The following is a 26840-nucleotide window of genomic DNA, read 5'->3' as shown; positions in this document are numbered from 1 at the left end:
TTATGCAACAGAAACTCAGAATACTATTGGTTGAAGATGAAGATCACTTATTGGATGCCATAAAATTAAACCTTGAACTAGAGGGTTACAAGGTTCATGCTGTTAAAGACGGCAAAATGGCTTTGAAAGTTTTCAAAGAGGAGCGTTTCAATCTAATCATTTTAGATGTCATGCTTCCAGAAATGGACGGTTTTCAGGTATGTGAAACCATACGTTTAGAAAACACAGAAGTTCCTATCCTTTTCCTTACTGCTAAAAACACCAGTGAAGATCGTGTTATGGGCTTAAAGAAAGGTGCTGACGACTACCTTGTCAAGCCTTTTAATTTGGAAGAACTGATCTTAAGGGTTGGAATTCTTGTCAAAAGAAGCATGAAAGCTGATGATTTGAAAGAATTAAACTCTTATAAAATTGGTGATAAAACCATCTACTTCAACTCTTTTGAATTAAAGCAGGATGATGGTGTTATCGTTCCTTTGACTAAAAAGGAGACCATGTTGTTGAAACTATTAATCGAACGTAAAAACGAAGCAGTTTCTCGTGAGCAGATTCTGGAAACAGTTTGGAATTACGACGTTTATCCTTCAACAAGAACTATCGATAACTTTATTTTAACCTTCCGTAAGTATTTTGAACCGGATCAAAAGAACCCGGTATATTTTCATTCCATTAGAGGCGTGGGTTATAAATTCACGGATATTCATTAATGTATAATGCCAAAGGCAGGTATGCGTTGATGGCGATATTCGTTATTGCAGCCATCGTATGCCTTTATTATAATCAAACACAGCTTGCGGCCTTTGGAGGGTTACTAGCTGCGTTTGTGCTTTGGAGCCATTTTAAGCATAGCTCGATTGTTCTTGCATCTAAGTATTACCAGCAGGGAAACTATGAAAGAACGGAGCGTATCCTTTTGGAAGTACCTAATCCCGACCGTTTAGCTAAAAAACGCCGTGGATATTATGAATTCATGAAAGCTAATATAGCTTTAAAGAACGGTGAGTTTGATCAGGCAGAGCATCATTTTCAGATTGCCAGCCGCTTCCCATTAGGTGGTACTAATGATAAAGCTTTTGTACTCATTCACCTTGCCAATCTTGCATTAAGGAAAAAAGATAAAGCGCGGAGCACGGCCTACATTCAGCGCGCAAAAGAACTGGCAGTGACGCCCAAAGCAAAAGAGATAATTACTAAAATAGAAATAGAAGCCAACGGCTTATAAGAACTCGAACACAGATGAACACGTTATTTTTAGATGCAGCATTTTCAAAGAAGACAGAGCGCCCACCAGTATGGATGATGAGACAAGCCGGACGCTTCATGCCTCAATACTGGGAAATTAAGAATAAATATTCTTTCCTCGAAATGTGCAAAACACCGGAGATTGCTGCGGATGTAACAATGCTTCCTGTGGATCTTTTAGGTATTGATGCAGCGATACTATTCTGCGATATTCTGGTAACTGGAGAAGCAATGGGTGGTGATCTAAGCTTTACGCAAGGAGTTGGTCCGAAGTTCGCTAATCCAGTTCGTACGCTCGCAGATGTTGATGCACTGGAGGTTGACGTATTAGATCGTCTACAGTATGTAGCGGATGCGATAAAAGTAATTCAGCAGCGCTTGAACGGTAGCATTCCTTTGATTGGATTCGCTGGTGCACCATTTACCGTAATGAGTTATTTGGTAGAAGGGGGATCGTCAAAGGATTTTAAACTCACCAAACTATTGTTGCACAACCATCCCGAGATTGCCCATAAGTTATTGGCTAAAATTGCAAAAGTTACTGCCGATTACTTAAACCTACAAATTGCTGCGGGAGTAAATGCAGTTCAGATCTTTGATAGCTGGGCGCTTGCTTTGTCTTGGAATGATTATCAGGAGTTTTCTCACCGTTATATTCAGCAGATTATTGCCAATCTTAACAGGAAAGATATTCCGGTCATATCCTTTTGTAAAGGAAGTTCTGTATTTGCACCTATGATGGCGGAGGCTCAGCCTGATGTGATCTCGGTTGATTGGAATGCAGACCTTTTAAACATTAAGAACGCACTACCTGCAGGTATTGCAGTTCAGGGAAATCTTGATCCACATATTCTGTATGCAGACCAATCTGTGATCAAAAAAGAGATTTATCGCTTATTTGAGCATATGCGTGGAACAGAGGGCTTCATCTTCAACCTCGGCCATGGTATTATGCCGGATATTCCTTTCGAGAATGTAAAGTACGCGATTGAAGTTGTAAAGGAATTTAGATACTAATATGGACCAGTACTATAACTACGTCCTTTCTGTTCATATCATATTCGTGGTAAGCTGGATGGCGGGGTTGTTTTATAGTGTTCGTTTGTTTATTTACCATACCGAGGCGAACGATCGTCCGGAGGTGGAACGTAATATCCTGAAAAAGGAATACGAAAAAATCGAGGCAAAGCTTTGGAACATTATCACCACACCAGCAATGGCACTCACCGTACTTGCTGGTGTGACGATGGTTTGTATCCGGCCATACCTATTAGATACCAACTGGTTCAGGGTCAAAATAGGCTTTGTTATTTTACTGCTGATCTATCATTTTATTTGTCAGCGAATAATGGGGCAACTCAAAGATGGAAAATGTACCATCAGTTCTTTTCATTTAAGGCTATGGAATGAGGTAGCCACGATATTGTTGGTGGCCATTGTATTCACTGTAGTATTAAAGAATGCTGTAGATTGGATCTACGGCCTAATTGGGTTGATCATCTTCTCGGCTGTTATTATGACGGCGGTAAAAATCTACAAGCATTACCGCAAAAAGCACGAGAAATAAAATAGTTATTTCTTCATGCAACCTTTTCTGTAGTTACTTCATCTACACTATACCAAACACACAATGAAGTTGATTAAACATAACATAGACGATTTACTGGAGGGCTGCAAAGCAGGCAACCGAAAGATGCAGGAGGCATTGTATATGCAGACTTCATCTAAGATGCTTGCAGTTTGTATGCGCTACGCAAAAGACCATATGGAGGCCGAGGATGTACTTCAATTGGGCTACATTAAGGTCTTTCAAAAAGTTAAGGAGTACCGTGGCGACGGTGCGTTTGAAGGATGGATCAGAAGAATCATGGTTAATACTGCAATTGAAAGCTATCGTAAGAATATTCGGTCGATGAATGTTGTTCCGATAGAAGATGCCTACGAACAGCCTTCAACCGGCTTTGATTTTAGTCGCCTGGGCATACAGGATCTATTGAAACTGATTCAAAACTTGGCAGATGGCTATCGTGTGGTGTTTAACATGTATGCAATTGAGGGGTATTCCCACAAGGAGATCGCGGAAACATTAGGCATTTCTGAAGGCGCAAGTAAATCTCAATTATCGAGAGCCAGAGGAATATTAAAGGAACAAATTACCAAAATGGAGAGCATTAATTATGGCACATATGCAGGATAAAGATTTTGATCAGTTATTTAAAGATCAATTTGAGGAGGCAGAGATTACACCATCAGCAAACTTGTGGAGTAATATCGAAAGGGAATTGTCACCTAAGAAAAGAGTTATGCTACCGGCATACTGGATGGCAGCGGCTGTTGTGATTATCGCGGTTATGGTCGGCCTGTTACTGCCTAAGGATCAGCCGATCAGACTTCGTGGATCTGTAGATTTTGTGGCAAGCAATCCCAATACAGCAACTATGGCACCTTCAAAAGCGGTAGAAGAGGTTATTGTGGAAGAAAAACAAAAGGAAAGCACCCCATTAATAATCGCCCCACGCTTAAATGAGAGCGATGTAAAAAAGGATTTCGAAGCGATGCAACCAATTGCTGTAAGTGCCCATCCTATTAATAAGGAAATTCATGACGCGTCAGCTATCACTGCTCAGGCATCGCAAGAGGCTCCTGAAAATGATGTAATGATAGCTAGAGTAGAAACTCCGCAAGAAGTAAAAGCTATAGCTGAAGTAGAACAACCTGAGCATAAAGGAATCAGAAATGTTGGCGATCTAATAAATATAGTGGTCAATAAGGTTGATAAGAGAGACAAGAAACTGATACAATTCAATACAGACGAAGACGATAACTCCTCTGTAGTAGCGATCAACATTGGCTTCCTAAGATTTAACAAAAGAGACAAATAACTGCACAAAGCATAAACCACACCACAATGAAACATTTTTTATTTTCAGCAATCATGGCAAGCGGACTTGCCATTGCTTCAGCTCCGACGGCATTCTCACAAACAGATACTGTGGTTACTGTAAAAACCACGACGACTACCACGACGACTAAACGTGGTTCGAAATTCAGTCTTATCATAGGTGTTAGTGATACTGAGCGGGCAAAGAAAGACAGCACACAGCGTGCAAACGAAAATAAGGGAAGATTTGTAGGTGGCATCACATTTACCAGGTTTGACCTTGGCTTCTCGAAGCTGATCGATAATGGCAACTTTACGCTTTCACCAACCAATGATTTCCTTGATTATAAGGCCGCCAAAACAAGTACCGTGTCATTTGATGTGCTACAGATCGGCTACAGATTCAACAGCAACTTTAAAGTTTACGTTGCCGGTGGTTTCGACTGGACTATGATACGCTTGAAAAAAGACATCACCATCCAGAAAAACAGCCCTGTTCTAACTTATGTAAATGAAAATATTCAGTTTTCTAAAAACAGATTGTCCAGCAGCTATGTCCATATTCCTTTGAACTTTGAACTGCGCACCAAAGAAAACGATAATGGCAAACGTTTCTATTTCGTAATAGGTCCCGAAGTTGCCTTCCTTTTAAATGGAAAAGTAAAACAGGTAAGTAACGAGAGGGGAAAGGAGAAGTTTAAAGATGACTATAACTTTGAGCCCTTCCGTTACGGCGGTACTGTTAGAATTGGGTACGGAGGTCTTGGAATCTTTACTAAATACTATGCGAACGATATGTTTGCAAGTTCAGCTCAAAAAGGTATCAAAAACTTAGCCTTCGGGATTACGTTAGGGTTGAACTAAGCTGAAAAAAGACACACACAAAACACACAAATAAAACCAAAGTCCTGCAGCTCGTACCTGCGGGACTTTTTAATTCAAAATGATTTATCTTTACATCGTGGAAGATCAAATCATCAGCGTTAGGGACCTGACCAAACAGCATCAATCGGCTCAGGTATCCGGCGTTCAAAACATTAGTTTTGACATCAAAAGAGGAAGCATAGTCGCTATTATAGGAGAAAGTGGAAGCGGGAAGTCGACACTTCTAAAATGCATCTACGGGCTTTTAAAGGCGGATTCAGGCGAAGTTTTGTTTAATGGGAAAAGAGTCCTTGGTCCTCATGAACAGCTAATTCCAGGGAGCAAAGAGATGAAAATGGTCACTCAGGATTTCTCTTTAAATATCTATGCGAAGGTATATGATAATATTGCTTCGATGTTGTCTAATACTAACGTACAGGCTAAGCAAGAAAAAACGGTCGAGATGATGAAACGCCTTCACATTGATCATTTAAGAGATAAAAAGATTACTGAACTGAGCGGTGGAGAGCAACAACGCGTAGCGATTGCGAAGGCACTGGTCAGCGATACTTCCGTTTTGTTACTTGATGAACCTTTTAGCCAGGTAGACGCCTTGTTAAAAAATCAATTGCGAGCAGATATTAAAAGGATTGCTTCTGAGACTGGAGTTACTGTGATTCTGGTGTCGCATGACCCGGCAGACGGACTTTTCCTTTCGAATGAATTGCTGATTTTAAAAGATGGAAAGCTGTTGCAGAAAGGAGCACCTCAAAACATCTACAATAATCCTGGGCACATTTATACCGCTCAGATTTTAGGCAATGCCGTGGTTGTTTGCCAGGGAGATGCGCTAAAACTAGGCATCACAACGGATCATCAAAAGATAATGTTTTATCCGGAATGGGTCGAATTGAAAAGTAGTTGGAACAGCAGACGGTTTGAGGTCCTTGATATTTATTATAAAGGATTCTACGAAGAACTATTGCTGGAAAGAAACGGTGTTGAAATTAGAGCAATTCAGTTGAATAGGGGCGCGCATAAAAAAAACGACCATGTTCAAGCGAGCATTGGTCGTTTTTTAGAATATGATTAATTTTTGCCTAAGGAACGTATTTAGAAGGCAGTACAACCAATTTTGCTGTTACAACTACATTAGGTTTTCTTGGCGCAGGAGCTTGTAAATCTGAACTCTGAATATCTATGTTTATCCCGCCATTAAACAATTCATAACTGTATGCATCGACGTCGAAAACATAGGGTAATTGAATGTAGTTACTACTGTTTAAAGGATGAGATAAATATACAAGTACACCCTCATCATCAACAGTAATCTTATCAATCTCCGACCTTCTCCACACATAAGTGTATGTCAGTCCATCCTGGCTTAAAACCCATTGATTCGGTTGAATGTTGACATTGTAAGTTCTGTTCGGCGTTTCCTGAATAATTGTGTCTTTTTTGCACGACACCAAGCCCAGCGTGGTGGTACAAAGGAGTAAAAAAAGGAGCTTTTTCATTTTGTTTGAGATTTGATTTGTGTGTAACAAATCTAAAGCAAAACTACTGCCACAAAATTGCCAAACAGTTACATCAAATATTCAAATAATATCATGTCGTTACCTACAAATCAAGGATGGTTATATGTTGTTTACCAGCCAATCACCAACTTCACTGGTTTTATATGCTTTGTTTGTACCTGAAAGATCTTCAGTTACAATACCCTCTTCCAAAGATTTGTTGACTACAGACCTGATTAACTCTGCTTCTTCTATTAAACCAAAAGCATCTTCAAACATCATGGCTGCAGAAAGAACCGTAGCCAATGGATTGGCAATATCTTTACCGGCTGCTTGTGGATAAGAACCATGTATAGGCTCAAATAAGGAGGTATGAACGCCGATTGAAGCAGATGGCATCAATCCCATAGAACCTGAAATTACAGAAGCTTCATCCGTCAGAATATCACCAAAAAGATTCTCAGTAATCATTACATCATAAGTATTTGGCCATTGCACCAGGCGCATCGCGACTGCATCAACAAACTCATAACTTACCGAAACCTCAGGATAATCTTTTTCCATGTCCTGAACGGTTTCTCTCCAAAGACGTGAGGTCTCCAGCACGTTCGCTTTATCTACACAGCAAAGTCTTTTGCTTCTTGTCATCGCCATTTCAAATCCTAGTTTAGCTAAGCGCTGAACTTCTGCTCTTGTGTAAGTACAAGTATCAAAGGCAGTATTTCCGTCATCTTTTCTACCTCTTTCTCCAAAATAGATGCCACCTGTCAATTCCCGAAGGATGATCAGGTCAGTACCTTCAATACGCTCTCTTTTCAAAGGCGAATTGTCAATTAAAGATGGGAAGGTAAACGTTGGACGAACGTTAGCGAAAAGACCAAGTTTTTTACGCATTTTTAAAAGGCCCTGCTCAGGTCTAACCGTTGCCTTTGGATCGTTATCATATTTCGGGTGACCTATTGCACCAAAAAGCACTGCATCCGCAGCCATACAAATTTCGTGTGTAGCGTCAGGATAAGGTTCGCCAACGGCATCAATCGCAGCAGCACCGGTCAAAGCAGCTGTCCAGGTAATTTCATGATTAAATTTCTTTGCAACGGCATCAGCTACTTTTACGGCTTGGTCTATAACTTCAGGGCCTATTCCGTCACCTGCCAACAGGGCTATATTTAATTTCATATGTTTTGAATGTTTATGGTTATTGCTGCAAGCAGCTTTCTTTTTTATTAAATGATGTTCAGCATTTTCTGAGTAGCTTTTATCGCCGAAACGGTCTGATCAGAATCCAGCCCTCTGGTTATAAATACCTTCAGGTCGATCTCCCAGGTAATAATGGTTTCGCAAAGTGCATCAGAATTACTTCCGGGAGGAATCCTCACCACATAATCTATTAGGCTAGGCAAATTGCGGCCATTCTCCTTATAAACGGTGGTAAGCGCATTCATGAATGCATCAAACTGTCCATCGCCTTGCGCGTGCTCTTCAAATTTAACCCCCTCAATCAATACTGAGATGGTTGCTGAAGGTCGTAAGCCCATGGCATTCATCAACGCATAAGATTCCACCACTACCTTTTCTTCGTAAAGGTTAGAGTCCAACACATCGGAGATGATATAAGGCAAATCTTCCTTGGTTACCGTTTCCTTCTTATCGCCCAGCTCAATTACACGTTGGGTAACCTTCTTTAAATCGGCATCGTTCAACTTTAATCCAAGTTCCTGTAAATTTTTCTCAATATTAGCTTTGCCCGATGTTTTTCCCAATGCATAACTGCGTTTCCTTCCGAATCGCTCAGGTAGTAAGTCATTGAAATACAGGTTATTTTTATTGTCTCCATCAGCATGTATTCCGGCAGTTTGCGTGAATACATGGTCTCCCACAACGGGTTTGTTGGAAGGGATTCTAACACCGGAAAATGTTTCCACCAGTTTACTCACTTTATAGATCGCAGATTCATTGATCTGAACCTCCACATCCGGAGCGAAGTCATGGATTACCGCAACGGCACTTGCCAGCGCAGCGTTACCTGCGCGTTCACCCATACCATTTACCGTTAAATGCAGACCGCTGATGCCAGCTTTTACGGCTTCCAGTACGTTTGCCGTTCCGAGATCGTAATCGTTATGGGCATGGAAATCGAAATGAATACTTGGATATTTTAAGGTCAGCTCTTTTACGAACTTATAGCTTTCGTGCGGTGTTAAAATTCCTAGTGTATCTGGTAGCATGATTCTTTTTACAGGTTGTGTTACCAGGAAATCCAGAAATTGTATAACATACTCCGGTGAATTGCGCATGCCATTACTCCAATCCTCCAAATAAACATTAGTAGCAATGCTGTGGCTGGCTGCAAGCTCGATCACTTGTTGGATCTCCGAGAAATGTTGCTCGGGAGTTTTCTTCAACTGATGTGTTAAGTGGTTTAACGAACCCTTCGTTAGCAGGTTTTGTACCTGAACACCTGCACTCACCATCCAATCAATAGAAACACCGTTATCAACGAAAGAGAGCACCTCAATCCGATCTGCATACCCGTGATCATGCGCCCAGCTCAATACAGATTTTACCGCTTTGAACTCGCCTTCAGATACCCTTGCCGAAGCAATTTCTACCCGGTCAACATGCAACTCTTCCAGTAATAGCTGGGTAATGGTTAACTTTTCTGAGATAGAAAAAGACACTCCCGATGTTTGTTCTCCATCGCGAAGCGTAGTGTCCATTATCTCTATTTTCCTTCTTTCCATTTACGGCGCTGTTAAAGAGGAAGCTGAGCAGCAAATTCCTCTATTTCAGGTTTGATGCTTTGCAAGTAATCGATATCGTCAAACCCATTAAGGATGTTGTGTTTTTTATAAGGACTGATCTCAAAGGTTTCTTTTTCTCCGGTCGCCAACAGCATGATCGTTTGTTCTGGCAAATTTACTTCCAGTTCCGTGTTTGGATCCGCAAAGATTGCCTCAAAGATCTTTTCAGCAAACTCCGGACTAACCTGAACTGGCAGTACACCAATGTTTAGGCAATTGTTCCTGAAAATATCTGCAAAAAAGCTGGATACTACACATCTGAAGCCATAATCATAAACCGCCCAGGCAGCATGTTCTCTCGATGATCCAGATCCGAAGTTCTTACCTCCAACCAAAATCTTACCGTTGTAAATCGGATTGTTCAATACAAAGTCAGCTTTAGGGGTATTGTCGCCATTGTATCTCCAGTCGCGGAATAAATTGTCTCCAAATCCCACACGCTCCGTCGCTTTTAAGAAACGGGCAGGGATCAGTTGATCGGTATCCACATTTTCAATCGGTAATGGAACTGCGGTACTGGTTAATATATTAAATTTATCGTAAGCCATTTTAATGTTTGTTTTTGTATGCTACAAAGTTCTTTTGAAGGTATTCTAAACGCCAGCAACTTCTAAATCCTGCATTAACGTTCTTGGATCTGTAACGACCCCGGTAATTGCCGCTGCGGCAGCAACAAGCGGACTAGCCAGCATCGTTCTGGAACCCGGACCTTGTCGCCCTTCAAAATTTCTGTTCGAAGTGCTAACCGCATACTTACCTGCAGGGATTTTATCATCGTTCATTGCCAGACAAGCAGAACAACCAGGCTGACGTAACGTAAAGCCTGCATCAGTTAAGATGTCTAATAAACCTTCTTCTTTGATCTGGCTTTCCACGATGTGAGATCCAGGAACCAACCATACCGTAACGTCTTCAGCTTTATGTTTACCCTTCACAAGGTCAGTAAAAGCCCTGAAATCTTCAATTCTACCATTTGTACAACTTCCCACAAATACAAAATCAACTTTCTTGCCGATCATAGAATCACCTTCTGAGAAACCCATGTAGCCTAAAGATTTAGCATAAGTAGTCGCACCACCTTCTGCATGTTCCGCATCAGGGATAGCTTTAGAAATGCCCATACCCATACCCGGGTTTGTACCATAAGTGATCATTGGCTCAATGGAAGAACCATCAAACGTAAGCTCTTTATCAAAAACAGCATCCGGATCAGTTTTCAAAGTTCTGTAGTACGCCAAAGCCCTGTCCCAAGCCTCGCCTTTCGGACTAAACTCTCTTCCTTTAACATACTCAATAGTTGTCTCGTCAGGAGCGATCATACCACCTCGCGCACCCATCTCGATGCTTAAGTTACATACAGTCATACGGCCTTCCATGGTCATGTTTTCAAAAACATCACCTGCGTATTCTACAAAGTAACCAGTGGCTCCCGAAGTAGATAGTTGTGATATGATAAACAAAGCCACATCTTTTGGAGTAACAGCTAATCCTAATTTTCCATTTACATTAATGCGCATTTTTTTTGGCTTCGGCTGCATGATACATTGCGTGGAAAGTACCATTTCCACTTCAGAAGTACCTATTCCAAAGGCAATAGCCCCAAATGCACCATGGGTAGAAGTATGTGAATCTCCACAAACTATCGTTGCTCCAGGTTGCGTTATACCATATTCCGGGCCAACGACGTGTACGATACCATTTTTCTGGTGACCTAAGCCCCAGTGGCTGATTCCATACTCATTTGAGTTTGATTCCAATGCTTTCAGTTGGTTTGCAGAAAGCGGATCTTCAACTGGCAAATGCTGATTGATGGTTGGCGTGTTGTGATCAGCCGTAGCAAAAGTGCGCTCCGGGTAAAGCACTTTAATTCCTCTGCTTTTCAACCCTAAAAAAGCTACTGGGCTGGTTACTTCGTGAATAAGATGGCGATCAATAAAAAGCACATCAGGTCCACCTTCTATCTTACGTACTACGTGAGTGTCCCACACCTTATCAAATAATGTCTTGCTCATTTTTTGTTTGATTATATTTGTTATTTGCAAAAACCGGTTATGCCAATAGTTGCTTTCCCATCATTGCTAACAGGTCGTTATCATTAATATCTATTTTTTGGTCTGCAAGGGTTAAAAAGCGGTAGTAAACTTCGCTCAATTCCGCTTTGCTCAGGTTAAAGCCCAAACGCTCCAGATGGAATTTTAAAGCATGCCTGCCGCTGCGTGCAGTAAGCACAATGCTGGCGTCAGGGAAACCTACATCTTCAGGTCTGATGATCTCATAGTTTTCGCGGTTCTTAAGGAAACCATCCTGGTGTATACCAGAGCTATGTGCAAATGCATTGCTACCCACGATTGCTTTGTTAGGTTGCACAGGCATACGCATCTGCGAGCTTACCATACGGCTCAGCTCATAGAAGTTCTTAGAATTGATATTGGTATACAAACCCAGAACCTGATGTGTTTTAAGGATCATTACTACCTCTTCAATAGAAGTATTACCGGCACGCTCGCCAATACCGTTGATAGTACCTTCAATTTGGCGGGCACCATTTTGCAAGCCCGCTATAGAGTTTGCAGTAGCCAAACCAAGGTCGTTGTGACAATGCACAGATATGATGGCCTGATCAATGTTTTTTACATTTTCTTTAAGAAATTTTATCTTGCTGCCATATTGGTCAGGCAAGCAATAACCATTGGTATCTGGTATGTTTACTACAGTTGCACCCGCCGCAATAACTGCTTCAACCATTTGGGCCAAATAATGCACGTCTGCTCTTCCTGCATCCTCTGCGTAAAACTCGATGTCCTCTACAGATTTTTTCGCATACTTAACAGCTTCAACCGCGCGCTCCAGAATTTCTTCTCTCGTGCTGTTGAATTTATGTTTAATGTGCATATCAGACGATCCTATACCAGTATGGATACGAGGTCTTTTTGCATACTGTAAAGCGGCAACTGCCGAATCAATATCTCCTTTATTTGCACGTGTTAGCGCACAGATAATGGGTTCAGAAACAGCTTTGGAAAGCTCAACAACACTCTGGAAGTCGCCCGGACTAGATATAGGGAATCCTGCTTCAATAACGTCAACACCAAGTGCCTCCAGTTCCTTTGCGATCTCAACTTTTTCTGACGTTGATAACTGACATCCGGGTACCTGTTCTCCATCACGAAGCGTGGTGTCAAACACATAAACTCTATTTGGATCGTGTAGCATAATTCTTAGTGTTTAGTTTGTATATGATTCTGTGCAATAAATATATTCTTCTTCATAGTATTATACGGCTTCCAATAAACTTTCTACAGATTTAACTGCGCCATTTTCTAATAATATTCTTTTTTCAATGCATTCCGGTAGTTGCGCTTCAAAATGACCTACATAAATTAAGGTGGTTCCATTCTTACAAAGTCCGTCTACCAGTTTGTTAAAGTGTTTTGTCTGTTGCTGATCCAGACCCTGACAAGGTTCATCCAGTATCAACAGTTCCGGGTTTTTAATAATAGTTCTGGCCAAGAGTGCCAGTCGTTGCTTGCCCAAGGGCAGCTCTGTCATCAGCACCTTGCTTTGCTCCAGCAAACCGAAATATTCCAGGAGTTCGTTAACCTGACCATGTCTGGTGGAACCTGGTTCGCAAAACAAACCTGAGCTGTCGTAGAAGCCGGATGCGACACTTTGCCATACTGTTGCCGAAGCGTCAAAGTACCAATGTAGCTCAGGTGATATCAGACCAATACGCGTTTTAATGTCCCAGATACTTTCTCCTGTACCACGTTTAAAACCAAAGAGACTGAAATCGTTAGAATATGCCTGAGGATGATCACCGCAAACTAAGCTTAATAAGGTTGATTTTCCAGAGCCATTTAGCCCTTGTAACAACCATTTTTCCCCTCGCTCTACCACCCAGTTGATATTTTTCAACACCTGCTTATCTCCATAACTGATAGATACACCGGTCATTTTGATCACGCTTCCTGAAAAAGTAGGGATGGGGCTTTCCCTTAAAAAGTCGGGAACAGCTTTAGCGGTTAACTCTTCATCACGTTCAGAAATACGTTCCTCATCAGAAATTTCCATTAGCTTTCCGTTGCTGATCTCCGCAAAGCGGTTGATACAAGCTGGTATTTCTACATCATTGCTGATCAGGATCAATTGCGTACCTTTTTTAGCTAAATCTTCCAACAGCCTATTCAGGTTTTCTCTGGATTGTTTATCCAAACCATTGTATGGCTGATCAAGGATCAGTAATTGTGGGGCAAGCCATATCCCTTTTATCAGCTGTAACTTTTTGTGCTCACCGCTTGATAACTGGATCAGGGTTGAATTTACGAGATCAGAAAAACAAAGTTGATTAACGATCGCCAAAGCTTCTTCAAAGTCGAGCCCTAGCTTTTCGCCATAGCCTTGCAATTCTGCGCGCACCGTAGCAGTAACTTCGGTCGATTGCTTATTGTAACGCTGCTGGTAATAAAAGTTGGACTGGCCTTCCAAATCCTTAAACTGGTACCAGTTGGCCGTATAATGTATAACCGGAGGCAGGGAAGCCTTCGGGTTAAAATTAATCTCTATTTTGCCATTTGCCTTAATCAATCCTGCAACGGCTTTTGCTAATGATGTTTTGCCACTTCCACTTGCTCCGCATACCAACCAATTCTCCGACGGATAAATAGTCCAGTTCAGATCCTGCAATACCGCTTTCTGACGGTACCATAGGTTTAGGTTGGTGATATGGACGACGGGCTTGGACATACTTCCTTACTTATGCTGTTTTTATAGCTTTCATTGCAGTCATTGCTTTTCTCAAAGTAGCACCGATAACTTCCACTTCATGAGAACGAATCGCTTCGTTTACTTCTATAAGTGCCCTGTTATCAACCGCAGCATCTTTGCCTTCGTTAAAGTTTTTACCAACTAAATCGGTATCAACTTTTTTCATGAAATCAGCTAACAAAGGTTTACAAGCCTGATCGAACAAGTAGCAACCATATTCAGCAGTATCAGAAATTACGCGGTTCATTTCGAACAATTTCTTACGTGCAATCGTATTTGCGATAAGTGGGGTTTCATGTAAAGACTCATAGTAAGCAGATTCTGGTTTAATTCCAGCCTGTACCATAGTTTCGAATGCCAACTCCACACCAGCTCTAACAAAAGCAACCATCAAGGTATAATTGTCGAAATACTCTTGCTCACCTATTTTAACATTCCCTGCCGGAGTCTTTTCAAAGGCTGTTTCGCCAGTTTCTGCACGCCATCCCAATAGGTTTTTGTCACCGTTGGCCCAGTCTTCCATCATAATTCGACTAAATTCACCGCTCATAATGTCATCCTGATGCTTCTGGAACAATGGGCGCATGATGTCTTTAAGCTCCTCTGAAATCTCAAACGCTTTAATCTTCGCAACATTGCTTAACCTGTCCATCATGGCAGTGATGCCGCCTTGCTTTAATGCCTCGGTGATTACTTCAACACCATATTGAACCAATTTAGAAGCGTAACCTGCATCAATTCCCTTTTCTACCATCTTATCGAAAGAAAGGATCGAACCTGTTTGCAACAAACCGCAAAGTATAGTTTGCTCGCCCATTAAGTCTGATTTTACCTCAGCCACGAAAGATGATTTCAATACACCAGCCTTATGGCCACCAGTACCTACGCAATACGCTTTTGCTTGCAATAAACCCTTTCCTTCCGGATCATTCTCCGGGTGAACAGCGATTAGGGTTGGTACGCCAAAGCCACGAACATATTCTGCTCTAACCTCACTACCCGGACATTTTGGAGCTACCATGATTACCGTGATATCTTTACGAACCTGCATGCCTTCTTCCACGATGTTAAAACCATGAGAGTACAACAGCGTAGCACCTTTTTTCATTAGGGGCATAATTGCGTTTACTACGGCAGTATGTTGTTTATCAGGAGTAAGGTTGATCACTACATCAGCATCAGGAATCAGTTCTTCATATGTTCCGACCGTAAAGTTGTTTTCTGTAGCATTTTTATAGGAATCTCTTTTTCCTTCGATAGCCTCTTTACGCAAGGCATAAGAAACATTTAAACCACTATCTCTCAGGTTTAAACCCTGGTTCAATCCTTGAGCTCCGCAACCTACCACTACCAGTTTCTTTCCTTTAAGGGCATCAATGCCGTCTAAAAATTCAGAACTGTCCATGAAGTCGCAGACACCTAATTGGTTAAGTTTTTCTCTAAGAGGTAGTGTGTTAAAATAATTTGACATCGTTCTATTTGTTTTTGATTTTATGGTTGTGTTTAAATTTTAGTTAATATAACGAGTGCCTACATTGTGAATACGTTCTTCTCGCTGTCCAAATACTCGTTTTCTATCACGTCTTGACCTGGTTTCTCTCTCTCAAACTCTCTCAGCTTCGCATTGAAACCTTCGCTATCCTTGATAATGGCTACCCTTGCGCTGCGAACAAATTCAATCAAGCCATACGGTTGCAATACTTCTATAAGTTTATCTGTCTCTTCTCTATGGCCGGTAGTCTCGAATACCGTGTAATCTTTACGTATCACCACCGCTCTTGCGCCATTCTCACGCAACAACCGCTCTACCGATACCTTCTCCGCAATTGTATCGGTAGGCACCTTATACAGTGCCAGTTCCTGCCAGATGATATCCTCGTTCGTGTTGTAGTATACCTTCAACACCTCCACTTGTTTCTCAATCTGCCGAGCTAATTTACGCACAACTTCTTCCGTTTCGGTAATCACAATGTTAAACCTGTGGATGTGCTCAATCTCAGATGGGGATACATTCAGGCTTTCAATATTAATCTTTCTTCTTGAAAATATAATAGCGATGCGGTTCAATAATCCGATCTGATTCTCCGTATAAACAGTAATTGTAAATTCCTGCTGCTGGTTGTTCTCTATATTAGAATTACTCATTGTCTTTAATTATTTAAGTCTGATTTCACTTACACTACATCCTTGTGGTACCATTGGAAACACATTGTGCTCCTTCGCCACCATCACCTCTAATAAGTAAGAGCCCTTGTGATTCAGCATTTCTTCCAATGAACTTACCAAATCCGCCCGCTCTGTTACTCTTTTACCTTTAATGTAATAGGATTCCGCAAGCTTGACGAAATCAGGACTCTTAATGTCAACAAATGAATACCTTCTCTCATTAAACAACTGCTGCCACTGACGAACCATTCCCAAAAACTGGTTGTTCAAAATCATGATCTTCACATCAACACCAGATTGCATAATCGTTCCGAGTTCCTGCAAAGTCATCTGAAATCCACCATCACCAATCACGGCAACTACAGTTCTGTCTGGCGTACCAAACTTAGCGCCGATTGCGGCAGGTAAGCCGAATCCCATTGTACCTAAACCGCCGCTGGTAATGTTACTTCTTGTCTTATTAAACAAAGCGTAACGACAAGCAACCATTTGATGCTGACCAACATCGCTTACAATAACAGCCTCGCCTTTAGTCAGCTCGTTCAGTTGATGGATTACTTCCCCCATCGACAACTCATCTCCTTCAGGATGAAGCTCTTTTTGAATCAGTTCTTCCTGCTCAATTTTATCGAATGCCCGAAACTCGGCAACCCATTCTTTATGCTCTTTTGCTTCTACAAGCGCAGTCAGCAAGGGTAGCGTTTCTTTACAATCACCCCAAACAGGAACATCAGCTTTCACATTTTTGTCTATCTCCGCAGGATCAATATCTAAATGGATTACCTTAGCCTGTTTTGCATATTTATCTAAGCGACCGGTTACCCTGTCATCAAATCTCATCCCGATAGCGATCAATACGTCGCAGGAGTTCGTTTGAACATTTGGACCGTAGTTTCCATGCATTCCCAACATCCCAACATTTAATGGGTGATCAGTTGGAATTGCACCTGCACCGAGGATAGTCCATGCTGCAGGGATACCGCTTTTTTCTACAAAAGCTTTGAACTCTTGCTCTGCACTTCCTAGCAATACGCCCTGACCAAACAAGATAAATGGTTTTTTAGCAGCATTGATCATTTCAGCAGCCGCTTCAACATATTCTTTACGAACATGAGGTTTCGGACGATAGCTCCGGATATGGTCGCATGGAACATAACCCGCGTAATCGAACAATTGCATTTGTGCATTCTTCGTGATGTCTACCAATACAGGGCCTGGTCTGCCGGTTCTGGCGATATAAAACGCTTTAGCTAATGCAGCAGGGATCTCACTGGCATCCGTTACCTGATAGTTCCATTTAGTCACCGGAGTGGTAATGTTGATTACATCAGTTTCCTGAAATGCATCAGTACCCAATAAATGAGCAAATACTTGTCCGGTGATGCATACCATAGGCGTACTGTCGATCTGTGCATCTGCCAATCCTGTTACCAGGTTGGTGGCACCCGGACCGCTGGTTGCGAATACTACGCCAACTTTACCTGATGTTCTGGCATAGCCCTGAGCAGCATGCGTAGCACCTTGCTCATGGCGAACCAATATATGTTGTAGTTTATCATTATAATCATATAATGCATCATAAATAGGCATGATGGCGCCCCCAGGATATCCGAACACAACTTCTGTTCCTTCTGCGATTAATCCTTCTAATAAAGCCACAGAACCCGTTACTGAAACAGTTGTTTTCGGCTCAGTCTGGGTGGTCAATTCTGCTTGTGCTATTTCCATAGTGGTATTTTTTAGTAAAAGTCGTTTAAAAATTATCCTGTGTAGGCATCTGTTACGCAGCCTTCACTTGCGTTACTAACTTGTTTCAGGTATTTGTACAATACCCCTTTTGTGACGGGTGGGGGCAACTGTGTCCAAGCCTCCCTGCGTGTAGCTAACTGCTCGTCAGATAGGTGAACATTGATTGAATTCGTAGTCGCATCTATGGTGATCACGTCATCATCATGAACCAAGGCGATGTTTCCACCTTCCCATGCTTCTGGCGTAATGTGACCCACAACAAACCCATGTGTACCACCAGAGAAACGGCCATCAGTAATAAGTGCTACTGATTTACCCAATCCTGCTCCAATAATTACCGAAGTAGGCTTGAGCATTTCGGGCATCCCGGGAGCTCCTTTCGGCCCAACTTGTCTAATCACCACCACATCGCCACTTTTCACTTTGCCGCTTTGAATGCCAGCGATCAGGTTTTTTTCTCCATCAAATACGCGTGCCGGGCCAACAAATTTCTCGCCTTCTTTACCGCTGATTTTGGCTACAGAACCCAAGGGTGCTAAATTACCGTACAACATTTGAAGGTGACCGGTTTTTTTAATTGGTTCCGTAACCGGGAATATAATTTTCTGTGTTTCAAAATCCAAATCTACCGCGTCAGCAACGTTCTCTGCAAGTGTTTTTCCAGTAACGGTGATACAATCACCATGTACCAAGCCTATTTTAATCAGGTATTTCAATACCGCAGGAACCCCACCAATTTCATGAAGATCCTCCATCAAGTAAGATCCGCTTGGTTTCAAATCACCAAGAACAGGAGTGCTGTCGCTGATTCTTTGGAAATCAGCCAGGGTCAATGGCAAACCAACTGATTTAGCCATCGCAATTAAGTGAAGCACGGCATTAGTTGATCCTCCTAAAACCATAACCGTAACAATCGCATTGTGAAATGCTTTTTCAGTCATGATATCTGATGGCAATATGTTTTTTTCTAGCAGAATGCGGATGTATTTTCCCGCCTCTTTACATTCCTTCTTTTTTTCTTCGCTAAGCGCCGGGTATGAAGAACTATAAGGTAAGCTCATTCCCAATGCCTCAATTGCAGAAGCCATTGTATTGGCAGTGTACATACCACCGCAGGCACCGGCACCCGGACAAGCATTTTTAATTACACCTTGAAAATCTTCTTCTGCAAGATTACCCGCAAGCTTTTGTCCTAACGCTTCAAATGCAGAAACGATATTCAATGCCTGACCTTTATAATTTCCGGAGTGGATACTGCCACCATAAACCATAATTGAGGGGCGATTTAAACGTCCCATTGCCATAATTGATCCCGGCATATTTTTATCACAACCTGGAATAGTGATCAGACCATCATAATATTGACCGCCACAAATGGTTTCAATCGAATCTGCAATCACATCCCTGGATACCAAAGAGTAGCGCATACCGTCGGTACCGTTAGACATCCCATCACTTACACCAATGGTGCCGAAGGTTAGACCCACCAAATCATTAGCCCAGACACCTTCTTTAACAATTTGCGCAAGATCATTTAAGTGCATGTTGCAAGTATTTCCATCGTAACCCATGCTGGCAATGCCGACCTGAGCTTTGTCCATATCGGCTTTGGTTAATCCAATTCCGTATAACATGGCTTGAGCCGCTGGTTGCGTGGGGTCTTGTGTGAAAGTTTTACTGTATCTGTTGATTTCTGGTGACTGTGACATAAGGTTGGTTGCTCTATTATATTATTTTGTTTTCTAATTCTTTTTTCATTTAAATGATCACTTCGTAATCCTGCTTCTCCAGAACTAGGCACTTGTAGGCGCGTTGCAGTGTTGAACCAGCACTCTCCGTCCAGGTCAATGGAAATTTATACTCATCTACGGACGCTAGTCCAATGATTTCTGTTGCAGTACCGCAGAAAAAAGCACTATCTGCATGTTTCAAATCTTTAACTGTAAGGTGTTTTTCGATCAAGTCGATTTCCAGAACGCCACATAATTTGATAATTGTTGCGCGGGTAATCCCTGCTAGAATATTTCCAAGGGGGGGAGTGTATAATCTTCCCTTTTTCTCAATGAAGATATTAGCGCCTGGAGCTTCTGCAATATTGCCATGCATATCTAGCAACAGCGCTTCGTCGTACCCTTTACTTCTGGCTTCCGTACTTGCCAGGATAGAGTTCACATAGTTGCCACTTACTTTGGCTTCAACTGGAGTGGATTTCGGATTTGGTCGCTCATAGCTGGATACCCCAACTTTCAACAGTTTATTACCGGAGTAAGCTTCCCATTCCCAGGCGCAGATCATGATGGATGATTCTTGTGCAGCGACCAAGGTCATGGCTGGCGGACAATAAATCAATGGCCTGATGTAAGCATCTTTAACATTATTTAACTCCAACAACTTATAGGTCTGCTTGATCAAATCGTCTATATCCCAGGTGAAGGGGATATGGACCAATTCAGCAGATCTTTTCAAGCGCTCGAAATGTTCACGAGCTTTAAAAATGCGCGTACCGTTGTGCGTACGATAAGCTCTAATACCTTCAAAAACAGCATATCCATAATGTAGGGATTGTCCGTACAGATCAGTTTTTGAATCAACTGCCTTTTCGAACTTCCCGTTTATATAGATTGTGGTATTTGAATTATAGTATTCCATTTTCTTTGGTATTGTTTAAATTATTTTGATCATTAAAAAAGCGCCATTTTTGGTGGCGCTTCATATTTTCTTGTTGAATATTTTATAGCAGCGCCTTTTTCTCCTGGTTTAGCAGAAGAATCACGTTAATAATGACAAAGAAAAAGACGTTAGCAATTGTGATCATAATTTTATAGTGTCATTATTTTTATAAAAACCAATTTAGGGCTTGCTGCCTAAAGTATCAATAGCCAATTGAAAATAAAGTAAAAAAAATAATATACTGTTAATTTTTATATTATAAATATAATATTTTGTTAAAAACTAAATATTCATATGATAAAGTGGCTGCTACTATACCGAATATGAAATCGGTATTCGGTATAGGTATTATGCAAGCATCATAAAATTGTTCTAATTCTTCCTAAAATTGAGAAAAGTCATTGGTAGTTTCAAAATGAAGCATAAAAAATTGCATTGAAATAAAACAAAAAGCCCCTTGAAATTAATCAAAGGGTCTTATAAATTTTATGATTTTAAATATTAAACAATCCCTTCAGCCAGGACAATAATTTTGTTTTTTAAAACCTCTACAACACCACCTTTGATAACGAAGGTTTCTTCGGATTCTTTAGTTTTGATAATTACCGGACCGTCTTCTAAAGTTGAAATAATAGGGGCGTGGTCTCTTAGTATTTGAAAAGATCCCATTGTTCCCGGTACTGTAACTGAAGTTACTTCGCCTTCAAAAACTTTCTTATCCGGTGTTAATATTTCTAATGTCATGCTTTATTGCTAATAGTAATGATTAGTTAACTTCAGCTAATAGTTTTTTACCTTTTTCGATAGCTTCATCGATGTTACCAACTAAGTTAAACGCTGCTTCAGGATACTCATCAACTTCACCATCCATGATCATGTTAAACCCTTTGATAGTATCTTTAATGTCAACGAGCACACCTTTCAAACCAGTAAACTGCTCTGCAACGTGGAATGGCTGAGATAAGAAACGTTGAACACGACGAGCGCGGGAAACGATCAGTTTATCTTCCTCAGATAACTCGTCCATACCAAGGATGGCGATGATATCTTGCAATTCTTTATAACGTTGTAAAGTTTCTTTAACTCTTTGTGCAGTGTTGTAGTGTTCGTCACCTAAGATAGCTGGAGACAAAATCCTTGAAGTTGAATCCAATGGATCCACTGCAGGATAAATACCAAGCTCTGCGATTTTACGAGACAATACCGTTGTGGCATCTAAGTGGGCAAATGTTGTAGCCGGAGCAGGGTCAGTCAAATCATCCGCAGGAACGTAAACGGCCTGTACAGAAGTAATTGAACCACGTTTTGTTGAAGTGATACGCTCTTGCATCAAACCCATTTCGGTAGCCAATGTTGGTTGGTAACCTACTGCTGAAGGCATACGACCCAAAAGGGCAGATACCTCAGAACCAGCCTGAGTGAAACGGAAGATATTATCAACGAAGAAAAGGATGTCTTTTCCAGCACCTTCGCCATCACCATCACGGAAATATTCAGCAACAGTCAAGCCTGATAAAGCCACACGTGCACGTGCACCAGGAGGCTCATTCATTTGACCGAATACCAATGTTGCTTTTGATTCTTTTAATTTTTCAGTATCAACTTTACTTAAGTCCCAACCGCCTTTTTCCATAGAATGAAGGAACTCGTCGCCATAGTTAATTACACCAGACTCGATAAACTCACGTAAAAGGTCATTACCTTCACGAGTACGCTCACCAACACCAGCGAATACAGATAAACCAGCATATGCTTTTGCGATGTTGTTTACCAATTCCATGATCAAAACTGTTTTACCAACACCCGCACCACCGAACAAACCGATCTTACCACCTTTAGCATAAGGCTCTAGTAAATCGATTACTTTAATACCTGTAAAAAGTACTTCAGTTTCAGTAGATAGTTCATCAAATCTAGGAGGAGCATTGTGAATTGGTCTGCCTCCAGTTTTATCTACCGCGTTAATACCGTCGATAGCATCACCCACAACATTGAATAAGCGACCTTTAATTTGGTCACCAACAGGCATTTGTATAGCTGCGCCAGTATCCACTGCTTGCATTCCACGAACAAGACCATCGGTCGAATCCATTGAAATTGCACGTACGCGGTCTTCACCAAGATGTTGTTGAACTTCTAAAATGACCTTTTGTCCGTTTTCTTTTGTAACCTCTAATGCAGAAAAAATCTTAGGTAAATGAGCATCGTCAGCAAAACTCACGTCAACTACCGGTCCTATAATCTGTGCTATTTTTCCAATGTTAGGCATATATTGTTTTGGGTAAAATTATAAATATCAAATTGTTAAAGGCCATTTTAGCAGCCCGCAATTCGGTTTGCAAAGTTAAAATTTTTCAGCAAGAATTATACATATATGTATAAAGATTTTTCAACAGCTTCGGGAAAGCATTTTATACTATCTTGACACGACAAAAATACCATCATTTAAAGCTATGAAAACCATCTTAGTAACAGGTAGTAACGGACTATTAGGCCAGAAAATTACAGAGCGAATTTTACAAACAAAGCAGTTCAATTTGATTGCTACTTGTAAAGGAGCCAATCGTTATCCAGTGAAGGAAGGATACACTTATGCAGAAATGGATATCCTTGACCCTGTTCAGGTACTGCAAGTCGTTAAAAAGGTTAAACCAGATGCGATTATTAATACAGCCGCCATGACTAACGTAGACACCAGTCATGAGCAACCTGAACTTGCCCGGCAACTAAACGTGGTAGCCGTTGAAACCCTAACTGCTATCGCTGCCTCAGAAAACATCCAGTTTGTACACCTGTCTACAGATTTTATTTTTGACGGCGCAGATGGTCCTTATGACGAGGAAGCAGCACCAAATCCACTAAGTGAATACGGTCGGACGAAATTAGCAGGAGAGGAAGTCGTTAAGCGCTCATCCGGCCCTTGGGTAATCATCCGCACGATTCTAGTTTACGGAATTGTGAACGACATGAGCAGGAGTAATATCGTTTTATGGGCCAAAGGAGCCATAGAAAGTAATAAACTGATCAACGTTGTGAATGATCAATGGAGAATGCCAACCTTGGCGGAAGACCTGGCAGATGGCTGCTTGTTGGCTGTTGAGAAAAATGCCCAGGGGGTGTTTAACATCTCGGGAAAAGACATGATGAGTGTTTCGGAACTGGTTGCGGAAGTGGCCGATTACTGGGAGCTTGATAAGCACATGATAAAAGAAATAAGTTCGGAGAGTTTAAATCAAGCGGCGAAGCGACCGGTAAAGACAGGCTTCATATTAGCCAAGGCGATAAACGAGCTAGGATACCAGCCGAGGAGCTTCAAGGAGGGGCTAGCAATAGTCGACGAGCAGCTCAGAAGGAGGGCTTGATATGACTTCTTAGTAAAACCCATATCGACCAGTTTCTCTTTTTATGGTTTGGGGAAAACCTTTTTTTTTAGGATTTGAAGTTTATATTTGCTTAAAAAAAAGATATGGCTTTACAAGTTGGAGATCAGTCTCCTGATTTTAAATTATTCAGTTCGGAATTGAAAGAAGTTTCGTTGGCAGATTATAAAGGAAGAAAGCTGGTAATTCAGTTCTTTCCTATGGCCTTCACTGGTGTTTGTACGGCACAACTTTGTACAATGAGAGATAGTTTTGGTTTCTATGAGGGTATGAATGCCGATGTTATTGGTATTTCGGTGGATTCTCCTTTTACGCTTGCGAAGTTCAAGGAAGATCAAGCTTACCAGTTTCCTTTGCTGTCTGACTTCAACAAAGAAGTTTCTAAGGCATTTGGTGCTTTTTACGAAGATTTTGTTTTTAATTTGAAAGGTGTTTCCAAGCGCGCTGCTTTCGTTTTAGATGAAGAAGGTAAAGTTCTTTATGCCGAGGTTCTGGAAGATGCGGGTAATATGCCTGATTTCGATGCAATCAAAAAGGTTATAGAAGCCTAGGCTACAAAATGTTAACGGACTGGTTTGAATAATTTGCGGAAAAAATTGTGAAATTGATTTCCAAGTATTACTTTTGCAATCCGTTAATGAAACGGAAAAATGCATTTGTAGCTCAATTGGATAGAGCATCTCACTACGGATGAGAAGGTTTGGGGTTCGAATCCCTACAAGTGCACAAATCAAGTTTCCCATATGGGAAAGTCTTTGAAAAACTTTACAAGGCCGTTGTAGATAATCTACAGGCCTTTTTGTTTATGGAGATGTCTTGTCTTTGCTCTTTGTTGCCTTTGTTTAGTGACAAGATAGTAGGATAAGACAGTATTTAAAGCAACTCGGCAATTCATTTTGCGGCCACTTTGGACCAAAATGAGGTGTCACCTTTAGTGAAATATGCAGGCCAAACCCCAAATGTCAACTACTTTATTCTGCCGTTCCCTCCAATAAAATCTTAATCATGAGCTCCAGTTCATCCTCATTTTTTTGATTTATAGTAAACTGCGAGAAAACCAATCGACCTTGTTTATCAATCAGAAAATTCACAGGTGCAAAACCTCTATTGTCCAAGTTGCCTTTGTCACGTTTGACCCGACGTGGGTCATCCAAAGAAAGAAAGCTGTATCCTGTTTTTTCCAGAAAAGATGATACATAGGCATTTTGGGCAGGAACAATATTTATTGCTAAGTACGCTATATCTTTGTGATTGAATTTTTTTATTACATTCTCAAAATGGGGAAATTCTTCTCTACAAGGGCCGCAACCCGGATACCAATAGGTGAGTAGCACAACCTTTCCTTTATAATCCGCAAGAGAAACGGTATCTACACCAAGCGTTTTTTTTAAGCTAAATTGTGTAGCAGGGCGAGCTATGGAATCGACCTTGTTCCATATGTCTTTTTTAATTTTGTGTTCATCTTTATTCAGCTTTTGCCCGTATTGATAAATCAGATTATTTATTTCCTTAGAGGGGTGCTGAAGGAATGCATTTATCAAAGATAAGTAGGCAGCATTATGCTTTCCCTGTAGGCTATAGGCATTCGCTTTCATCGACTCTAATACCTTATTAAAACCCAGATACTGTCCAAGACGCACATCTAATAAAGCCACCAAAGCTTCCGAACCTTTATTTAACTTGATTAGGCTGTCTGCTAAAGCTATAGTTTGTGCTTGTTTGACGTAATTTGTCCAAGTTTCTCGAAGCTCACCCGTCCTGCTCATTATTTTTGCCTGTACTATTGCATTTTTCAGATTGTCGAGTAAAAGTGCGTCAAAATATGGCTTAACGGCAATATTAGATACCTGAAATTTTGAGGGAGAAAACGTTTTAACAAGCAAGCCTAGATATTTTACTTTATTTTTAATATCCTTTGTTTTTTCACCGATCCAATATAAAGCAAGGGCGGAACTTTCACTTTGAGGGAAATCGTCAACTATCTTCAGTCCAAGATTAATAAATTTTTTGGGGTCTTTTTCAAAAAAGAATTGTACAAGCCGATAATCAACGTTCTTAGGTGCAATGTCAATAGCTTTCTGCACGTATTCTTTTGATTCAGTGAGAAGGCCCCACCGCTCAGCGTCCCGGGATAGTAAATACCAAGCCTCGGATAATTTGGGGTTATTTTCTACTGCGATCAACAAGTAACGTTTTGCTTCCGAACTTTCTATCCTTTCATAGTAACTGCCAATGGCATATGGGATAATCGCAGATTTTGGAAACTCTTTAATCCATCTTGTATATTGTTCATCTAATGCTACTGTATTGCGGCGCAGGGAATCGATTAGTTCTTTGTGGAATTTAAGACTGTCAGGATTAGATTGTATTTGTTGCTTCAATTTCGTTATCCTCTGATGAAATGCATAGTCTTTTGCAATGCTCGGTTGCTGAGCCTGGATAGTTCCGACACCTGTAATAAGAACGACTGTCAAAGCCGCAATGCATAATTTCGATTTCATTGAATTATGATTAATAATAATTTTTCCCCTAACATAGTTAGTTACGATTAAAGTTTTTTTGCAAATAATTCTCCTAATGAATATGCAATAACATTGTTTATTTAACCGATAAACTCTCAAGTATACAATGTTAAATACCGGCATACAACGGTGTTAACACATATTAACTGTCTTAAGCATGCCATTTCACATCAATTTGCTGTAGATTGGACATTTTCGTATTAAACCAAACAAGATATCACAGGCATTATCAAACAACCATCTTAGCAGCGCCATATTGCTTATCCCAGTTTTGCGCGGTG

The 26840-nt window shown here is 41.0% G+C and carries 25 protein-coding genes and 1 tRNA gene; 11 read left to right on the top strand and 15 right to left on the bottom strand.

All coding sequences use genetic code 11. The features are described 5' to 3' along the window. The first annotated feature begins 2 nt into the window (after window positions 1-2). The 8 genes from ACHFIZ_RS00200 to ACHFIZ_RS00165 all read left to right on the top strand — a co-directional run bounded on the left by ACHFIZ_RS00200 (window position 3) and on the right by ACHFIZ_RS00165 (window position 6080). Complete coding sequence (locus ACHFIZ_RS00200; RefSeq protein ID WP_410881724.1) at window positions 3-707, top strand: response regulator transcription factor; 705 nt, start codon at window positions 3-5, stop codon at window positions 705-707. Next, the gene (locus tag ACHFIZ_RS00195) at window positions 707-1222 is read left to right on the top strand and encodes a hypothetical protein (RefSeq protein WP_410881723.1); all 516 of its coding nucleotides are present in this window, start codon (window positions 707-709) and stop codon (window positions 1220-1222) included. Before ACHFIZ_RS00200 ends, ACHFIZ_RS00195 begins: the two co-directional genes overlap by 1 nt. Before the next feature lie 14 nt (window positions 1223-1236). Further along, complete coding sequence (gene hemE / locus ACHFIZ_RS00190) at window positions 1237-2259, top strand: uroporphyrinogen decarboxylase (protein ID WP_410881722.1); 1023 nt, start codon at window positions 1237-1239, stop codon at window positions 2257-2259. A 1-nt stretch (window position 2260) separates the two neighbouring features. Then, window positions 2261-2809 (top strand): protoporphyrinogen oxidase HemJ, encoded by a 549-nt coding sequence (hemJ, locus tag ACHFIZ_RS00185; RefSeq protein ID WP_410881721.1) that lies wholly within the window; start codon window positions 2261-2263, stop codon window positions 2807-2809. 63 nt (window positions 2810-2872) lie between these two features. Further along, window positions 2873-3439, top strand: coding sequence for an RNA polymerase sigma factor (locus tag ACHFIZ_RS00180; protein ID WP_410881720.1), 567 nt, complete (start codon window positions 2873-2875; stop codon window positions 3437-3439). Continuing rightward, on the top strand, window positions 3420-4124 hold the full coding sequence (locus ACHFIZ_RS00175) for a hypothetical protein (protein ID WP_410881719.1): 705 nt from the start codon (window positions 3420-3422) through the stop codon (window positions 4122-4124). The genes ACHFIZ_RS00180 and ACHFIZ_RS00175 overlap by 20 nt, the downstream gene beginning before the upstream one ends. Before the next feature lie 26 nt (window positions 4125-4150). Further along, window positions 4151-4987 (top strand): outer membrane beta-barrel protein, encoded by an 837-nt coding sequence (locus tag ACHFIZ_RS00170; protein ID WP_410881718.1) that lies wholly within the window; start codon window positions 4151-4153, stop codon window positions 4985-4987. A gap of 97 nt (window positions 4988-5084) precedes the next feature. Then, on the top strand, window positions 5085-6080 hold the full coding sequence (locus ACHFIZ_RS00165; protein WP_410881717.1) for an ABC transporter ATP-binding protein: 996 nt from the start codon (window positions 5085-5087) through the stop codon (window positions 6078-6080). A gap of 7 nt (window positions 6081-6087) precedes the next feature. Here the strand turns inward: ACHFIZ_RS00165 and ACHFIZ_RS00160 are convergent, their stop codons facing one another. The 14 genes from ACHFIZ_RS00160 to atpD form a co-directional block, all read right to left on the bottom strand. Further along, complete coding sequence (locus ACHFIZ_RS00160; RefSeq protein ID WP_410881716.1) at window positions 6088-6504, bottom strand: hypothetical protein; 417 nt, start codon at window positions 6502-6504, stop codon at window positions 6088-6090. Window positions 6505-6624: 120 nt separating this feature from the next. Then, a complete protein-coding gene (gene leuB, locus ACHFIZ_RS00155; protein ID WP_410881715.1) occupies window positions 6625-7683 on the bottom strand; it encodes a 3-isopropylmalate dehydrogenase in 1059 nt (352 codons plus the stop codon). Between the two features lie 47 nt (window positions 7684-7730). Beyond that, window positions 7731-9248 carry an alpha-isopropylmalate synthase regulatory domain-containing protein gene (locus ACHFIZ_RS00150; RefSeq protein ID WP_410881714.1) on the bottom strand — a complete coding sequence of 506 codons (1518 nt, stop codon included), beginning with the start codon at window positions 9246-9248 and terminating at the stop codon, window positions 7731-7733. An 11-nt stretch (window positions 9249-9259) separates the two neighbouring features. Continuing rightward, complete coding sequence (leuD, locus tag ACHFIZ_RS00145) at window positions 9260-9856, bottom strand: 3-isopropylmalate dehydratase small subunit (protein WP_410881713.1); 597 nt, start codon at window positions 9854-9856, stop codon at window positions 9260-9262. A gap of 45 nt (window positions 9857-9901) precedes the next feature. Continuing rightward, the gene (gene leuC, locus ACHFIZ_RS00140) at window positions 9902-11320 is read right to left on the bottom strand and encodes a 3-isopropylmalate dehydratase large subunit (protein WP_410881712.1); all 1419 of its coding nucleotides are present in this window, start codon (window positions 11318-11320) and stop codon (window positions 9902-9904) included. A 37-nt stretch (window positions 11321-11357) separates the two neighbouring features. Further along, window positions 11358-12521: a 2-isopropylmalate synthase gene (locus ACHFIZ_RS00135; protein ID WP_410881711.1), complete on the bottom strand. Its 1164-nt coding sequence runs from the start codon at window positions 12519-12521 to the stop codon at window positions 11358-11360. Between the two features lie 60 nt (window positions 12522-12581). Further along, window positions 12582-14051: an ATP-binding cassette domain-containing protein gene (locus tag ACHFIZ_RS00130; protein ID WP_410881710.1), complete on the bottom strand. Its 1470-nt coding sequence runs from the start codon at window positions 14049-14051 to the stop codon at window positions 12582-12584. A 10-nt stretch (window positions 14052-14061) separates the two neighbouring features. After that, a complete protein-coding gene (gene ilvC / locus ACHFIZ_RS00125) occupies window positions 14062-15543 on the bottom strand; it encodes a ketol-acid reductoisomerase (RefSeq protein WP_410881709.1) in 1482 nt (493 codons plus the stop codon). A 59-nt stretch (window positions 15544-15602) separates the two neighbouring features. Beyond that, window positions 15603-16217, bottom strand: a complete 615-nt coding sequence (ilvN, locus tag ACHFIZ_RS00120; protein ID WP_410881708.1) for an acetolactate synthase small subunit — start codon at window positions 16215-16217, stop codon at window positions 15603-15605. 9 nt (window positions 16218-16226) lie between these two features. Next, window positions 16227-17966: a biosynthetic-type acetolactate synthase large subunit gene (ilvB, locus tag ACHFIZ_RS00115; RefSeq protein WP_410881707.1), complete on the bottom strand. Its 1740-nt coding sequence runs from the start codon at window positions 17964-17966 to the stop codon at window positions 16227-16229. A gap of 32 nt (window positions 17967-17998) precedes the next feature. Further along, window positions 17999-19696, bottom strand: coding sequence for a dihydroxy-acid dehydratase (gene ilvD, locus ACHFIZ_RS00110; RefSeq protein ID WP_410881706.1), 1698 nt, complete (start codon window positions 19694-19696; stop codon window positions 17999-18001). A 49-nt stretch (window positions 19697-19745) separates the two neighbouring features. Then, window positions 19746-20636, bottom strand: a complete 891-nt coding sequence (locus ACHFIZ_RS00105) for a branched-chain amino acid transaminase (RefSeq protein ID WP_410881705.1) — start codon at window positions 20634-20636, stop codon at window positions 19746-19748. 522 nt (window positions 20637-21158) lie between these two features. Next, window positions 21159-21401, bottom strand: coding sequence for an ATP synthase F1 subunit epsilon (atpC, locus tag ACHFIZ_RS00100; protein WP_410881704.1), 243 nt, complete (start codon window positions 21399-21401; stop codon window positions 21159-21161). 22 nt (window positions 21402-21423) lie between these two features. After that, window positions 21424-22926 carry a F0F1 ATP synthase subunit beta gene (atpD, locus tag ACHFIZ_RS00095; RefSeq protein ID WP_410881703.1) on the bottom strand — a complete coding sequence of 501 codons (1503 nt, stop codon included), beginning with the start codon at window positions 22924-22926 and terminating at the stop codon, window positions 21424-21426. A 184-nt stretch (window positions 22927-23110) separates the two neighbouring features. On the opposite strand from atpD, the gene ACHFIZ_RS00090 reads away from it, so the two are divergent. From ACHFIZ_RS00090 to ACHFIZ_RS00080, 3 genes are all read left to right on the top strand, one after another. Next, window positions 23111-24019: an SDR family oxidoreductase gene (locus ACHFIZ_RS00090; protein WP_410881702.1), complete on the top strand. Its 909-nt coding sequence runs from the start codon at window positions 23111-23113 to the stop codon at window positions 24017-24019. 104 nt (window positions 24020-24123) lie between these two features. Continuing rightward, entirely contained in the window at window positions 24124-24588 is a 465-nt protein-coding gene (locus tag ACHFIZ_RS00085) for a redoxin domain-containing protein (RefSeq protein ID WP_410881701.1), read from the top strand. 101 nt (window positions 24589-24689) lie between these two features. Beyond that, window positions 24690-24763: transfer RNA gene (locus ACHFIZ_RS00080), tRNA-Arg, on the top strand. 245 nt (window positions 24764-25008) lie between these two features. Here the strand turns inward: ACHFIZ_RS00080 and ACHFIZ_RS00075 are convergent. Continuing rightward, complete coding sequence (locus ACHFIZ_RS00075; protein ID WP_410881700.1) at window positions 25009-26538, bottom strand: redoxin family protein; 1530 nt, start codon at window positions 26536-26538, stop codon at window positions 25009-25011. Between the last annotated feature and the right edge of the window lie 302 nt (window positions 26539-26840).

It is taken from the genome of Pedobacter sp. JCM 36344 (genome assembly GCF_046546555.1).
Lineage (GTDB): Bacteria > Bacteroidota > Bacteroidia > Sphingobacteriales > Sphingobacteriaceae > Pedobacter.
Note: the sequence above shows the minus strand (reverse complement) of the source record. Positions and strands in the feature narration are given on the sequence as shown.